The sequence below is a fragment of the Pectobacterium sp. CHL-2024 genome, from assembly GCF_044751765.1.
GTDB lineage: Bacteria > Pseudomonadota > Gammaproteobacteria > Enterobacterales > Enterobacteriaceae > Pectobacterium > Pectobacterium brasiliense.
In genome coordinates this window covers 157,756-172,400 of the sequence record NZ_JBIXKO010000003.1, presented here as the reverse complement: position 1 = coordinate 172,400, position 14,645 = coordinate 157,756, and the positions used below count along the sequence as shown (strand labels likewise).

At 53.5% G+C, this 14,645-nt stretch carries 12 protein-coding genes; 7 read left to right on the top strand and 5 right to left on the bottom strand.

Annotation, left to right across the window (positions count from 1 at the left end; genetic code table 11):
- Positions 1–226 precede the first annotated feature (226 nt).
- Positions 227–1,417, bottom strand: coding sequence for a LacI family DNA-binding transcriptional regulator (locus ACIPUG_RS07485; RefSeq protein ID WP_039501443.1), 1,191 nt, complete (start codon positions 1,415–1,417; stop codon positions 227–229).
- Positions 1,418–1,721: 304 nt separating this feature from the next.
- Here ACIPUG_RS07485 and ACIPUG_RS07480 point away from each other — a divergent pair, with 304 nt between their 5' ends.
- From ACIPUG_RS07480 to fsa, 4 genes are read left to right on the top strand one after another with little or no spacing between them, the layout of a single operon-like run.
- A complete protein-coding gene (locus ACIPUG_RS07480; protein WP_010286817.1) occupies positions 1,722–2,165 on the top strand; it encodes a PTS sugar transporter subunit IIA in 444 nt (147 codons plus the stop codon).
- A 22-nt stretch (positions 2,166–2,187) separates the two neighbouring features.
- Positions 2,188–2,475, top strand: a complete 288-nt coding sequence (locus ACIPUG_RS07475) for a PTS sugar transporter subunit IIB (RefSeq protein WP_010286822.1) — start codon at positions 2,188–2,190, stop codon at positions 2,473–2,475.
- 14 nt (positions 2,476–2,489) lie between these two features.
- Positions 2,490–3,749, top strand: coding sequence for a PTS ascorbate transporter subunit IIC (locus ACIPUG_RS07470; RefSeq protein ID WP_010286825.1), 1,260 nt, complete (start codon positions 2,490–2,492; stop codon positions 3,747–3,749).
- Positions 3,750–3,803: 54 nt separating this feature from the next.
- On the top strand, positions 3,804–4,469 hold the full coding sequence (gene fsa, locus ACIPUG_RS07465; protein ID WP_039317201.1) for a fructose-6-phosphate aldolase: 666 nt from the start codon (positions 3,804–3,806) through the stop codon (positions 4,467–4,469).
- Positions 4,470–4,583: 114 nt separating this feature from the next.
- Here the strand turns inward: fsa and yacL are convergent, their stop codons facing one another.
- The gene (gene yacL / locus ACIPUG_RS07460; protein ID WP_014916617.1) at positions 4,584–4,943 is read right to left on the bottom strand and encodes a protein YacL; all 360 of its coding nucleotides are present in this window, start codon (positions 4,941–4,943) and stop codon (positions 4,584–4,586) included.
- Between the two features lie 205 nt (positions 4,944–5,148).
- The gene (acnB, locus tag ACIPUG_RS07455) at positions 5,149–7,746 is read right to left on the bottom strand and encodes a bifunctional aconitate hydratase 2/2-methylisocitrate dehydratase (protein ID WP_100018553.1); all 2,598 of its coding nucleotides are present in this window, start codon (positions 7,744–7,746) and stop codon (positions 5,149–5,151) included.
- A gap of 445 nt (positions 7,747–8,191) precedes the next feature.
- Between acnB and ACIPUG_RS07450 the strand changes: the two genes are divergently transcribed.
- A complete protein-coding gene (locus tag ACIPUG_RS07450; protein ID WP_100018182.1) occupies positions 8,192–8,698 on the top strand; it encodes a DUF3060 domain-containing protein in 507 nt (168 codons plus the stop codon).
- Positions 8,699–8,841: 143 nt separating this feature from the next.
- On the opposite strand, the gene ACIPUG_RS07445 is transcribed toward ACIPUG_RS07450, so the two are convergent.
- The gene (locus ACIPUG_RS07445) at positions 8,842–10,242 is read right to left on the bottom strand and encodes an RtcB family protein (RefSeq protein ID WP_205591890.1); all 1,401 of its coding nucleotides are present in this window, start codon (positions 10,240–10,242) and stop codon (positions 8,842–8,844) included.
- 260 nt (positions 10,243–10,502) lie between these two features.
- Here ACIPUG_RS07445 and ACIPUG_RS07440 point away from each other — a divergent pair, with 260 nt between their 5' ends.
- Positions 10,503–10,814, top strand: coding sequence for a metalloregulator ArsR/SmtB family transcription factor (locus ACIPUG_RS07440; RefSeq protein WP_320721892.1), 312 nt, complete (start codon positions 10,503–10,505; stop codon positions 10,812–10,814).
- Positions 10,815–10,919: 105 nt separating this feature from the next.
- Here ACIPUG_RS07440 and ACIPUG_RS07435 read toward each other — a convergent pair whose 3' ends face one another.
- Positions 10,920–13,214, bottom strand: a complete 2,295-nt coding sequence (locus tag ACIPUG_RS07435) for a TonB-dependent siderophore receptor (protein ID WP_400338020.1) — start codon at positions 13,212–13,214, stop codon at positions 10,920–10,922.
- Positions 13,215–13,637: 423 nt separating this feature from the next.
- Between ACIPUG_RS07435 and ACIPUG_RS07430 the strand changes: the two genes are divergently transcribed.
- Complete coding sequence (locus tag ACIPUG_RS07430) at positions 13,638–14,621, top strand: AraC family transcriptional regulator (RefSeq protein ID WP_205535333.1); 984 nt, start codon at positions 13,638–13,640, stop codon at positions 14,619–14,621.
- Positions 14,622–14,645 lie beyond the last annotated feature (24 nt).

Sequence of the window (14,645 nt, the reverse complement as noted above, 5' to 3'; positions counted from 1 at the left end):
ACTTCGGTTCTTTCAGCCGCGCGAACCGCTGGAACCAGAATCAATAACGAAGAAAGGCGGCGCTTTTTGAAGCGTTGCATCGGATAGTGGCTGCCAACCATCGCAATATATCAACGGCCGAAATCTCTGCTTTGGCCGTTGATACTCGACGCGAGTCTCTTTTCAGGAAAAACACGATCATGTTGCCCAATAGCTATGCAACATGCAGCACAACACGCCTCTCCGGCTAGCTGCTGGCGCGAGGTTCAAAGATAAACTTCACTTTTTCGACTACCGGTGGATGCTCGTCGTTGTCCATCATGGCGAGTACCAGACGCCCGACCTCCGCGCCCAGCTTTTCATAATCAAGCCGCATCGCGGTCAGCGCCGGAAACGTGTGCTCACATTGTTCAGAGCCATCCAGACAGGTAATCGCCAGATCGTAAGGGACTTTCATCAGGCGGCGCTGGCATTCAAAGAGCGCACCCAGCGCTATTTCCTCATGGCTACAGATAATCGCATCCAGCTCCGGCTGGTTTTGCAGCAATTCCGTCATCGCATAGCGGCCAAACTGTAGGCTAGGCGCTTCCGGGATCGTAATTTTCAAATCCGCATTGTGATAGTGCGCCAGCATGGCTTTATTCCAGCCGTTCAGTTGCTGTTTTTGCAAACGGTTATCCGTATGCGCGCCGATATAAGCCACGTGGCGATACCCCTTTTCCAGCAGCGACATCGTCAGCTGTTCCGCCGCTTCGGCCAGGGCGATATCAATATTGATATTCGCACTCAGCACGTCAGCACCGGAAACGTTCACCGTAATAACGTTGCTGGCCTGAATAATGTCTCGGGTTCGCTGTGAGAGTTGCGCGCTGAATAACACCAGCGCCGCTGGCCGCTGCTGCAGGAGTTTTTCGACCATTCCCGCTTCGGTATGCTGGCGATATTCATGGCAGCCCATGATTAACGGAACGTTATGTTTGCCCACCGCCTGTTGCAGCGCCTGCACAAAACGCACGCTGGCGCGATCTTGCTGAAAAGGATAAAGCACCGCGATAGCAGGCTGATAGGCTGATGCCAGCGTGCCTGCTGCCTGATTCGGAACATAGCCCAGCGTTTTTATCGCGTCATTGATTTTCTTCTGTGTCGCATCAGAAACCAGACCGGGTTCCCGCAACGCGCGGGACACCGTCATCGCGCCGACACCAGCATGGCTCGCAATGTCCTGTAGCGTCACGCGACTCGTACTCTCGGTGAGCTGGCTGGCCTCTTGGTTGGGTTCATAGCCTAATGCTCTGGCGGCCAGTTCCACTTTGCTGCGTAACTTTTCAGAGACCAGATCGGGTTTGCGCATCACGCGCGATACCGTCATCGTCCCTACGCCCGCGTAGTCGGCGACATCCTGTAGCGTAACCTTACCGGTACTACGACGCTTACGCATGCTCACTTCCTCTCCATTCGTCATGTTTCTCATCGCACGGTCGCGATAACAGCCTGTTACGTCATTGCCTTCAGGCTAGCGTAAAGGGCGAACGCCCCGATTTCCCGACGCATTCACGCCGAACCATCGCCGTTCCTAGTGTGCCTGTGACAACACGGGGGAACAAATAATGGCCCCGCTTGTGCTAAGCAGGTCACAGTTAATGATAGCCATATCAGTTAGCGCTATCTTTTTAGATGTTAATCACATTATTTTCGAGGGCGGCACACTATCCTGCGTTCAGAATGATACAGAGGTGACTCTAATGCTTAACACTTTACTAACACCAGACGTTGTTCAGATTTTACCTGCCTGTGATGACTGGCGTCACGCTATCGCCTTGTCCTGTAAGCCTTTACTGGATAACGGTTCGATTGAACCCACCTATGTTGAAGCGATCTACCGCTCTCATGAGGCTATCGGTCCTTACTATGTCGTCGGCCCGGGGATTGCCATGCCGCATGCACGCCCGGAAGACGGCGTGAACCAACTTGCCGTCAGCCTGACGCTGATTCGCGACGGCGTGGTTTTCCATTCCGAAGGCAACGATCCCGTGCATTTACTAATCGTTCTGGCAGCCACGGACAGCAATAGCCATATCGATATTATTTCACAGCTCGCTCAGTTGTTCGACACGCCTGATGACGTCGCCGCGTTAATTAACGCGACGGAAGTAGAACAGGTGCTTTCCGTTATTTCTCGTTATTAATTGCCACCAGAGGACACAGATTATGAAAATTACAGTCGTATGCGGTAACGGCCTGGGTACCAGCCTGATGATGGAAATGAGCATTAAAAACATCGTTAAAGAACTCGGCGTGGTTGCTGACGTGGACCACGTGGATTTAGGTTCGGCGAAAGGTACGGACAGCGACATCTTTGTCGGTACAAAGGATATTGCCGATCAGCTCGTCGCGCAGGCAGTGGGGGGGAAAATTGTGTCCCTGAATAACATGATCGATAAAGTGGCGATGAAAGAGCGCCTGTCGGTCGCCCTGACAGAACTTGGCGCGTTATAAGCGAGGGATCAAAAATGGAATTCTTCCGTTTTTTAATGAGTGATGTGCTGTCTGAACCGTCCATATTGGTCGGTTTGATCGCGCTTATCGGCCTGATTGCACAGAAAAAACCGGCCACGGAATGCATCAAGGGAACGGTGAAAACCGTAATGGGCTTCCTGATCCTCGGGGCGGGCGCGAGCCTGATCGTGTCCTCGCTGGGCGATTTCGCCCAGATTTTCCACCATGCGTTCGGTATCGCCGGTGTGGTACCGAACAATGAAGCCATTGTCGCGGTAGCACAGAAGAACTTCGGCACCGAGATGGCCATGATCATGTTCTTTGCGATGGTCATTAATATCGCGATCGCCCGCTTTACGCCGTGGAAATACATTTTCCTGACCGGCCACCACACGCTGTTTATGTCGATGATGGTTGCGGTGATTCTGGCAACAGCAGGCATGAAAGGGGTGATGCTGATTACCGTTGGATCGCTGGTCGTTGGGGTATCGATGGTACTGTTCCCTGCCATTATTCACCCGTATATGAAGAAAGTCACAGGCTCGGATGACGTCGCCTTTGGTCACTTCTCGGCGATATCACAGCTGCTGTCAGCGTTTATCGGCAGCAAGTTTGGTAATAAAGAGAAATCAACAGAGGACATGGAAGTACCGAAGAGCCTTCTGTTCCTGCGTGATACGCCGGTTGCCATCGCCTTTACCATGTTTTTCATCTTCATTTTCACCTGTCTGTTTGCCGGTCCGGAAGCGGTGAAAACGATGAACGCTGGTGGGAAAAACTGGTTCATGTTTTCGCTGATCCAATCCATTACCTTTGCCGCTGGCGTGTATATCGTGCTGCAAGGCGTGCGGATGGTGATTGCGGAAATCGTGCCTGCGTTTAAAGGCATTTCTGACAAACTAGTTCCCAACGCTAAACCAGCATTAGATTGCCCCGTTGTTTTCCCGTATGCCCCGAATGCCGTTCTGGTCGGCTTCCTGAGCAGCTTTGCGGCTGGGGTGATCGGTATGGTTCTGCTCTACCTGATGGGATTAACGGTGATCATTCCTGGCGTAGTGCCGCACTTCTTCGTCGGCGCAGCGGCTGGCGTTTTCGGTAATGCCACCGGCGGACGTCGCGGTGCGATTCTAGGTTCTTTTGCCAACGGACTGCTGATTACCTTCCTGCCTGTTTTCCTGCTGCCGGTGTTGGGCAGTATCGGACTGGCAAACACCACGTTCAGCGATTCCGATTTCGGCGCGGTGGGGATTCTGTTGGGCATTATCGTGCGCTAAGCCCGCATTGATGAATGTCATCCAACAGATCGGTTTTAGTTAACGGGGGAAATGATGGAATTCTATTTAGATACGGCGGATGTCGCCGCAGTAGAACGACTCGCTGGCGTGTTGCCGATTAAAGGCGTGACCACCAATCCGAGCATTGTTGCACGCGGAAAATCCGATATTTACAGCGTGCTGCGGGACATGCAGGCCATTATAGGCACGGAAGGACAGCTGTTTGCTCAGGTGATGTCGCGCGATCCTGATGTGATGGTGGAAGAGGCATTGAAGCTCAGAGAGGTGATTCCTTCTCTGGTCGTCAAAGTGCCAGTGACGCATGCGGGTTTGAGTGCCATCAGGCAATTGACGGCGCTCGATATCCCTACCCTCGGCACCGCTGTATACGGTGCGGGGCAAGGGTTTTATGCCGCGCTGGCTGGCGCTCGCTATATCGCGCCTTACGTCAACCGCATCGATGCGCAGGGTGGCGATGGGATTGCGCTCGTGAAAGAGCTGCAAACCCTGATTAACCTGCACAGCCCGCAGACTCAGGTGCTGGCAGCCAGCTTTCGCACGCCGCGTCAGGTGCTGGACTGCCTGCTGGCGGGGTGTCGGGCGATTACCGTCGACCCTGCCGTTGCTGAACTATTCCTGCAAGATCCTGCGGTTGACGATGCGCTTAACCGGTTCGATCACGACTGGCAGGCGCGCTTTGGTCATGCCGATCTTGGCTGATTGATGAAAAACACCACTCGCTCGCCGGGTGGTGTTTTCAAAGCGATCATATTTTCAAAGCGTTCATATTTTCAAAACAATCTTGTTATCAAAATAATCGAATAACTAAAACGATCAATGCAGGACGAAATCGCGGTACTTTTCCACCAGCGTCAAAAAATCATCCAGACCGCATAAAGACAGGCTCTCTTCGTCGTAATAACTCATGCCCTCTTCCAGCTCATCGGTGGTGAAAGACAGCTGATTTGCCTGCACCATCACTTCTTCTTCATCCAGCGACAGCGTGTATTCATGCCCCACGCGCCGCCACTGTCGTTCGCTGCCTGCGACGGAACGCGCAGCCTCTTCAACGTCAGTCAAGATCGTCAGCTGGCCTTTCACTTCTTCATTGAACCAGTGTCCGATCGCTTCATGTCCCATCGACATACGAACGATGACCTGGCCCGTCACATCCCGCAAAAATTCATAGTCCATGATGCCATCCTCACTGTGATGTTTCTTTTGTTCAGTTTAGTCGCCTCTGCCCCCTCTCGTCGTGATACACCTTCACCTTTCATGCTGCAAAGGCACGATGCCAACCGCCGATGCACAGGCAGCGTGAGATATGATGCGTATAAAACGGGCAGAAAAAAAGGAGGCACAAGGCCTCCTTCGGTGTAGAGATGCGAACTATAGCGAGTTAGACCGCCGTCTGGAAGATCACGCTATCCGCTTTCTCGGTATATTGACCTAACTGGTCAAAATTCAGATAGCGATAGGTGTCCTGCGCGGTTTTATCCACCTGCGACATGTAGGTCTGGTACTCTTCCGAGGTCGGCAAGCGACCCAGCAGCGACGCAACCGCAGCCAGTTCGGCAGAGGCCAGATACACGTTAGCGCCGGTTCCCAAACGGTTCGGGAAGTTACGCGTCGACGTGGAAACGACCGTTGCACCATCCGCTACGCGCGCCTGGTTACCCATGCACAGCGAGCAACCTGGGATCTCGATACGCGCGCCGCTCTTACCAAACACGCTGTAGTAGCCTTCTTCGGTCAGCTGTGCCGCATCCATTTTGGTCGGCGGCGCAACCCACAGGCGGGTCGGCAGTTGGCCTTTGTGGCTATCCAGCAGTTTACCTGCCGCACGGAAGTGACCGATGTTGGTCATACAGGAACCGATGAAGACTTCATCAATCTTCTCGCCCTGCACGTCAGACAACCAGCGCGCATCGTCTGGATCGTTCGGCGCACACAGGATCGGCTCTTTGATGTCGGCCAGATCGATGTCGATCACCGCGGCGTACTCGGCATCGGCATCCGCTTCCAGCAGTTGTGGATCGGCCAGCCATTTTTCCATGCCCTGAATACGACGTTCCAGCGTACGACGATCGCCGTAGCCTTCAGAGATCATCCACTTCAACAGCACGATGTTGGAGTTCAGATACTCGATGATCGGCGCTTTATCCAGCTTGATCGTACAGCCAGCCGCAGAACGTTCCGCCGAGGCGTCGGTCAGTTCAAACGCCTGCTCGACTTTCAGATCTGGCAGACCTTCGATTTCCAGAATACGTCCAGAGAAGATGTTCTTCTTGCCTTTCTTCTCAACGGTCAGCAGGCCTTGCTTGATGGCGTACAACGGAATGGCGTGAACCAGATCGCGCAGAGTAATGCCCGGCTGCATTTTGCCTTTGAAACGCACCAGAACGGATTCCGGCATATCCAGCGGCATCACGCCCGTCGCGGCAGCAAACGCCACCAGACCGGAGCCCGCAGGGAAAGAGATACCGATTGGGAAACGGGTGTGTGAGTCACCGCCCGTACCGACGGTATCCGGCAGCAGCATACGGTTCAGCCAGGAGTGGATAACACCATCGCCCGGACGCAGTGAGACGCCGCCACGGTTCATGATGAAATCAGGCAGCGTATGGTGCGTGGTCACGTCAACCGGCTTCGGATAGGCCGCAGTGTGACAGAACGACTGCATCACCAGATCGGCGGAGAAGCCCAGACAAGCCAGATCTTTCAGCTCATCACGGGTCATTGGCCCGGTGGTGTCCTGTGAACCTACAGAGGTCATCTTCGGTTCGCAGTATTCGTCAGGGCGAATACCCGCAACGCCACAGGCACGTCCCACCATTTTCTGCGCCAGCGAGAAACCTTTTTTGCTGACTTCAACCGCTTTGGAAATACGGAAGACATCGCTGTGCGGCAAGCCCAGTGATTCGCGCGCCTTGGACGTCAGCCCACGGCCGATAATCAGCGGAATACGGCCACCGGCACGCACTTCATCCAGCAATACGTCGGTCTTCAGCGCGAAGGTCGCCAGCACTTCATTGGTGTCATGACGACGCACTTCACCTTCATACGGGTAAATATCAATCACATCACCCATATTCAGATCGTTCACATCGACTTCGATCGGCAGCGCACCGGCATCTTCCATCGTGTTGAAGAAGATCGGGGCGATCTTACCGCCCAGCACCACACCACCACCGCGTTTGTTCGGGACATAAGGAATATCTTCGCCCATGAACCACAGCACGGAGTTGGTTGCCGATTTACGCGACGAACCGGTACCGACAACGTCACCGACGTAAGCCAGCGGGAAGCCTTTCTTATTCAGTTCTTCGATCTGTTTGATCGGGCCCACGGCGCCAGGTTGATCGGGATCGATACCTTCACGGGCGTTTTTCAGCATCGCCAGCGCGTGCAGCGGGATGTCAGGGCGTGACCAGGCATCAGGTGCCGGAGACAAGTCATCCGTGTTGGTTTCACCGGTGACTTTAAAAACGGTAACGGTAATTTTTTCCGCCAGTTTCGGGCGGGACAGGAACCACTCGGCATCAGCCCAGGATTGAATTACTTTCTTGGCGTGCGCATTGCCTGCTTTCGCCTTTTCTTCTACATCGTAGAAGTTATCAAACATCAGCAGCGTGTGGGACAGCGCTTCGGCGGCGATCGGTGCCAGCTTGTCGTTGTCTAACGCATCAATCAGCGGATGAATGTTGTAGCCCCCTTGCATGGTGCCCAGCAGCTCGATCGCTTTTTCCTGGGTGACCAATGGGGAAGTGGCTTCGCCTTTGGCGACGGCAGCCAGAAAACCGGCCTTCACGTAGGCGGCTTCATCAACGCCGGGGGGGACACGGTTAATCAGCAGGTCAAGCAATACTTCTTCTTCGCCCGCCGGGGGATTCTTGAGTGACTCAACCAGCGCGGCCATCTGCGTGGCATCTAACGGTTTAGGAACAATCCCCTGCGCAGCCCGGTCGGCTACGTGCTTACGATATTCTTCTAGCACGACGTTCTCCTCGCTCTCATTGTCTTCATTATGCCCGGCGCTCTTGTTCCCGCTTGTGGTGTCCATGCCTGGGTGCCAGCGTGTGGATGTAAGGTAGTAGAGTGTCCGGTCCAGCCTCGTCAGCATATCAGGATTTGAATTGATTGTTAATTCGTTCACATAATAGCAACATTAATTTTTATTCAACTATGCTATGTGCCCAATTTCACTATCACTAAAAAATGCCGACATCAGCAGAATAGCATGTCCCTGACGGCACACACTAACTATGCTGAGTTAACCACATAATAGGTAAGTTTTTAACAACATAGCGCGATTAATCATCGTTTGATGGCGTAGCGATAATCAGAATGTTCGCAATAGAGTCGGGAAAAGTGTTAACAGATGATAGGTGCCTTTACGGCAACGATGCCGGATGACCTCTTTGATAACAGGAAAAAACGCCATGAAGATAACACGGTATCTGCCAATGGTTTTCGTCTCTGCTTTCGCGTTCACCGCATCCGTCTATGCCGCCCCCATCGAGCTGGAGGGTATCGGTTTAACACGCGATATCCCCTGTAATGGCAATAATGTCAATATTTCAGGCAACGGCAACAACATCGTACTGACAGGCAAATGTGCCACGATTTCCGTCGCGGGCTCTGAGCACAACATCACGTTCGATACCGCGACATCGCTTATCGTGACCGGTGCAGAGATTGCCGCTACAGGTCAATCGACGGGTGACCTGACTGTCGCCGCGTATAAAAACACCATCCGCACGAACATTTTTTCCGAGGATAAACCCGCAAAGGTGAATGTGACGGGTACGGAACATCATCTCGATCTGGATTTTAAAGGCCCTGCCGTTGTTTCCTTCAATGGCATCAGCAACCGCCTCTCATGGGGAGGAACAGAACCGAAACTCTCTTCCAGCGGTGCCAACAACGTCATCAAACAAAAGCCCTAATTTGCTGCGTTTATTCCTCTGACAGATGCCTGATAAACGGATTCCGGCAACGAAGAACACACGACCCAATCGACAGCTTGCCGATTGGGTCGTTATTTTTAGTACAAAGAATACCGAATCAATTCCCGCCAGAGCGGGTCACATCAGGCCTTAAACGTCAGCCACGGGCGTAACCGTGCCACAGGTTGAATCAGCCCTGACTGCGCCTGAATATCAATCACAGGCGCAACCGGCTTATAGGCCGCAGGCGCTTCTTCCCGCAGTCGTTCGTCTTTCAGCGTGATGCACTGCCAGGGCAACGTATCTGCCAGACTCGCCGTATCGACCTTGTTACGCATATTTTGCCGACGTTCGGCACGCCCCGCGCCGTGTGAACACGACCACAGCCAGTCGGGATTTCCCTTTCCTGTAACGAGATAAGAGTAATCGCCCATTGAACCGGGAATCAGCGCAAATTCCCCGGCTTTGGCCGGCGTCGCGCCTTTGCGATGCAGGTTCATTCCGTGCTCCGGCAGAATAATGTTATGCGACAGATCGACCACCAGCTTGCTGGCGTCATGCGTAAACACTTGCTTCCAGGAAGAGCGAATCAGTTCAGTCAGCACGATCCGGTTGATCCACGCATAGCGTGCAGCGACGCCCATAGCTTCCATATACTCCGTCGCCTGTTCATCAACCAGACCAAACAGGCCGGACGCCGGATATTTTTCTCCCGCAGGCCAACAGGCTCGCGCTTTATCGATCCCACGCTGGCCGACATAAAAACCCACGTCCCGTGAACCGGTGTGAATCATCACCACAACTTCACCTTCCTGCACGCCAGCCTGATACGCCGCGTGCCTGTCCAACACGGCATCGACAATTTGTAGCTCGACGAAATGGTTACCCGACCCTACCGTGCCCAGACTGGAAGGTCGAAGTATCTCGCGAGGCGCAAAAAACGGCTCAGGCGCATGTCGACTAGCGGCGCGAACCGCATCGGTTCCGGCGATGGAGCCAAGTTCAGCCGACAGCCGTCGAAAGTCCACATCCTGCCAAAGCCCCAGCTGAGGCAGTGCCGCCAGCCACGCTGGCAACCCCTCGTCAAAGAGCGCGGAAAACGAATCCGGCGTAACAGGAACATCACGCCGATCCAGCAGTAACGTGTTTTTGAGCGCCTGAATCAGCGCGGGTTTGTGCTCATCGGCATCCGTATGATGCACGCCCGTCGTCAGCAGTCGCATGCCGCAATTGATATCCGTCCCAATCGCCGCAGGGATAACGAAGTTCTCCGTTGTGGCGACAATGCTGCCGACAGGCGCAAGCGTACCGGGATGGAAATCCGGCGTCGCGCGCGCGGCACAGACACGTGCATCGCTACCCGGCAGGTGTACCGAGGCGAAATCCAGCAGTTGCTGAACCGCCTTTTCTTCCAGCGGCAACGTGTCCGGCAACAGAACCTGCGCTTCTGCATTTTGCCTGCGGAGATGATAAATAGAATGTTGGTAATCGGTGTCTATCCCCAAACGGGATAAACGTTTTTGTAAGCGAGTAAATGTAGACATGGTGCTACCTAGAAAAACAAAAAATCGCTCCTCCCGTTTCGGAGAGAAGGTTGTTTTTCCTGCAGCAGCAGATTCAGGAAAGGATGTCGCGCTATTCTAGGGAGGAACGCCCCTATTGTAAACCGCACGTCACATCGCACAGGCTCCGTTATAAGCTGTTTTATCGATGTTAGTCATTATCCTCGCTCAAGGCCGAGGGTATGATAAGCTCAATACATTAGGCATCACTAAATTAGTCAGTTACGCAGGATGGCAGGAACATGGCGTTGAGCAATTCGGATCGAGAATTCATGCAGGACGGTGCTGCAAAAGCAGCGGCTATGCTGCGCGCGATTGGCAACGAGAACAGGCTACTGGTGCTTTGTCTGCTTATCGATCACGGCGAAATGTCGGTTGGCACGCTGCTTGAACACATCCCGCTGAGCCAGTCCGCCCTCTCGCAGCATCTGGCAAAAATGCGTGAAGAAGGGTTGATTAGCTATCGGCGCGAATCACAAACGCTGTACTACCGCATCGAAAATCAGGACGTGGAAAAAATCGTCGCCACCTTAAAAGGCATTTTCTGTCCCTGATAGCGGCAACGACCCGCAGGGTGGCGGCCAGGCATGCCGCAATAAAAAAACGCCACGGCACAATGGCACCGTAGCGTTCGCGATTCAGTATGACGGATATAAACCTTAGAACGACGTATTCACGCTAACAAAGAAAGTCCGTCCCGGTTCGTTATAGGTTGCCGCACCAGCACCCGCAATGGTAACCACGTTGTTGTTCACCACATCCTGCGCATTACCCGCGCGGAACAGGCGTTTATCAAACAGGTTATCGACACCACCGGTCACGCTCAGGTTCTTGTTAAACTTATAGGTACTGCTTAACCCGAACAGCGCATAAGGGCTTAACTCATTGGTTGCGCTACCCGTTACGCGCTCACCTTTGTAGTTATATTTCTTCGGCTTCTGGCGACCATACCAGGTCACATCGGCCAGGAAGGAAAGGTTCTCCGTTGCCTGCCAGTCCACTGATGAGTTCAGGGTAAACTCCGGCGTAATCGACAGATAATCGCCCGTGGTTTTATTTTTCGATTCCAGCATCCAGGTCAGGTTGTTACGCCAGTTGATGCTTTCCGTGACAGGAACGGTCAGGTTACCTTCCAGCCCCTGAATAACCGCTTTCGGTACATTGCCCCATTGGAAAATATTGGCATTAGCATATTGGGAATTGGTTCCGCCCACCGCTTTGCCAATGACATTGTTACCTGCTTCAATCTTGTTGCGGTAATCGTTATGGAAATAGGTGATGCCCGCGATCAACCCATCACGGTGAAACTCCAGACCAATCTCTTTATTCAGGCTGGTTTCCGCCTTCAGGTCTCCATTGCCGATCAGGTAGCAAGACGTGCCGCCAGCACAGCCCTGTCCACGGCTATAGAGGAGATAATTCTCGTTAGTTTGGTACAGGTTCGGCGCTTTGTAAGCACGAGCAATGCCTAACTTCAGCGTGTAATCGTCACCCAGCTCCTGCGACAGGTTGAGCGACGGGCTCCAGTTGGTGCCTGCCGTGCTGTGATGATCGACACGTAACGCCGGCGTCAACATGGTACTGTCCGTCAGTTGGACGTTATCTTCCACGAAGGCAGAAACCAGACGAGCCGCGGATTTCTCACTACGGCCGCTGCTGCTCAGCGAACCCACACTGCCCGCTTCGGTTGTCGTCTGCGTGTTCGACACCGGATCCGTCATCTTCTGCTCGTTCCACTCAACTCCGAACGTGAGTACCTGCTCGACCCAGAGATTAAGCGGAATATTCACTTCATTGTGCGCAGTGAAATTATCCAGTTTTATCGTGCCATATTGGTTCGGACTATTGGTATCAAAAATCCCTTCTAAACCGCCAGACAGCCCTTCAAGGATACGGGTATTGTGCGTACGTTCGTATTGTAGATACGACGTAGAACTGACGCCGCTGTCCCAGTAGCCGCGATGCGTGACCGCAAAGTTCTGGCGGTACATGCGGTTGGTTTCCTTGCCATAATTACTCACGACAAGCGGGTTGGTGTTGGTATTTTGCGAATCGCCCGCATAGATATTGCCCTGACGGCTGGAACCCGCTTCGAATTCCAGCGACTGCTGCTTGGTCATATCCCAGCGCAACAGGCCGTTGATATCTTTATTACGCACGCCTTCACGCCCGGAAGGCAGTGAAGCTGACTGATTGCCTGCGCGTGCGGACTGATGCCCTTGGTTAATATCGCGCGCATCAGCTTGGGTTTTGTTCAGATTACCAAACAGACGGAAGCTCAGACTGTCAGTCAGGCCGCCCATCAGGCTGAAATCGGTACGCTTGGTTGCGCCTTCTGAACTATGCTCCGGCGCGTTCAGGAAGGTATTCCAGGTGCCGTGCCATTCTTGCGTCGGCTGTTTGGTGATGATGTTAACCACACCACCCGCTGCGCCGTTACCATAGCGCGCCGCGGCTGGGCCGCGCAGCACTTCAATACGCTCGACCATATCGGCAGGCACCCAGTTGGTATCACCGCGAGTATCACGCTCGCCGCGCCAGCCGTAACGCACGGCTGTACGGCTCGACACTGGCTTGCCATCCACCAGAATCAGCGTATTTTCCGGTCCCATACCGCGGATATCGATCTGGCGGTTGTTACCGCGCTGGCCGCTGGTTGAGTTACCGGACAGATTGACACCCGGCATAGTGCGAATCAGATCGGACAGATCGTTAGCGGGCGGACGTTTGCTGATATCTTCAGCCGTAATCACCGACACGCCCGGAGCCTGACGGGTTTGCTCAGCGGCCGTCACTACCATCGTATCGCCCGATGCTTTACTTTCGGCCTGATTCTGCACCTGAGGGGCAGGTTCTGTTGAAGGCGAGGTCTGCGCAGCGCTCAGAAACGACGTCATCCCGCAGCTAACGCCAATGAGCGTCGCCAGATAACGACGCGATTGTGGTAGTTTCATCAAAATTATCCTGCCCTGTAAGAAATGAATAAGTAGCCTGAAAAAGGATCAACATCGCAGCCGGTACAGCGACACCTAACGACAATCAGCAAAAACGCTGAATAACGGCGGAGATAAAACGCGCAAACGTGGCGGTTATCGGGGAGAAGCGTCATGCCAACGGCATCACGTCGTGTTGTTATGAAATGCTGTGTGTAATCAATCAGCCCTTTTCTCCGCATTGCCGGAAATGGAAAATGCATTTATCGTGCAGTGTGATGTCCTCAACGAAAAATGCTATTGAGAAGTATTTGCATTACCATTTTGGCGCGGTCATTGTTACATTTGTCATTCAGGACGGGGTTTGCTCTAGCAGCAAAATGTTTTGCCAAAGCATCAAAATGGAAGGCGCAGGTCGAAGGGTTTAATCAGGTAGGTAATCACGTGCGCAGCTTCACTCAGTCATCAAAGCCGATCTATAAAGATCACATCGTCCAGCAATCGAGTCTGGTCGCGAATAATTACCGTTTTATCGGCCCCCGGCTGATCGATAACACGCCGGTGCTATTCGGGTCGTTCACTGTCGTACAGCTCAATCCCCATCTGATCCTGCATACCGCGGATGTGATTAATCGCCACAACATGAAAACCCAAAACCTGCTGGATGGCGCAATCAAGCTGGCCATCGTGGTAAGTGGCAATGCGCACATCTCCTTTGGTCATCAGGAACTGCATCTGGGAGAGAAGCAGCCCGCCTCGCTGATTGCGCTGACGGAGCCGACGATGTTTACCCGCATCGGCAAGCGCGATGAATATGAGCGAACGATTACGCTGACGTTCGACAGGGAATGGCTGTACGGCAATATGATGGACACCGTTGGCGACTGGCAGGCTATCCACGATTTCACGCAGACCCATCTGGCGACACACCTGTGGACACCGTCCCGGCAGGCGCTGGCGATTGCTTTGCAAACGCTGGATGCAGAACCTTGCCAAACGCCACTCCAGCGCCTGTATCTGGAAATGCAGTGTATGAGCCTGATTATCGAGGCGTTTACCTCATTGACCGCCAGTGTCGCGCAAGAGAAAAGTAGCGGTGTTACCCTGCGCAGCTACCATCGCATTCAACAGGTCAGAGATATGCTGGAAAGCGGCAGCGCCGACCAGCTTTCGATGAGTGAAATCGCTAAAAGCGTCAACATGAGCGAAAGCACGCTACAGCGCCATTTTCGTCAGACGTTCAATATGAGCGTGTTTGAATACCTGCGTAACTGCCGTTTACAGCGCGCTATGCTGGCCTTGCAGAAAGACGGCATCGGTATTGCGCAAGCCGCCAGCATCGCCGGTTACAACAGCCCCGCCAACTTTGCCACCGCCCTGCGTCGTGCGTTCGGTATCACGCCGGGACAGCTAAAAGACCGCTTCTGATTCTCAATCACTAATAACCAAATG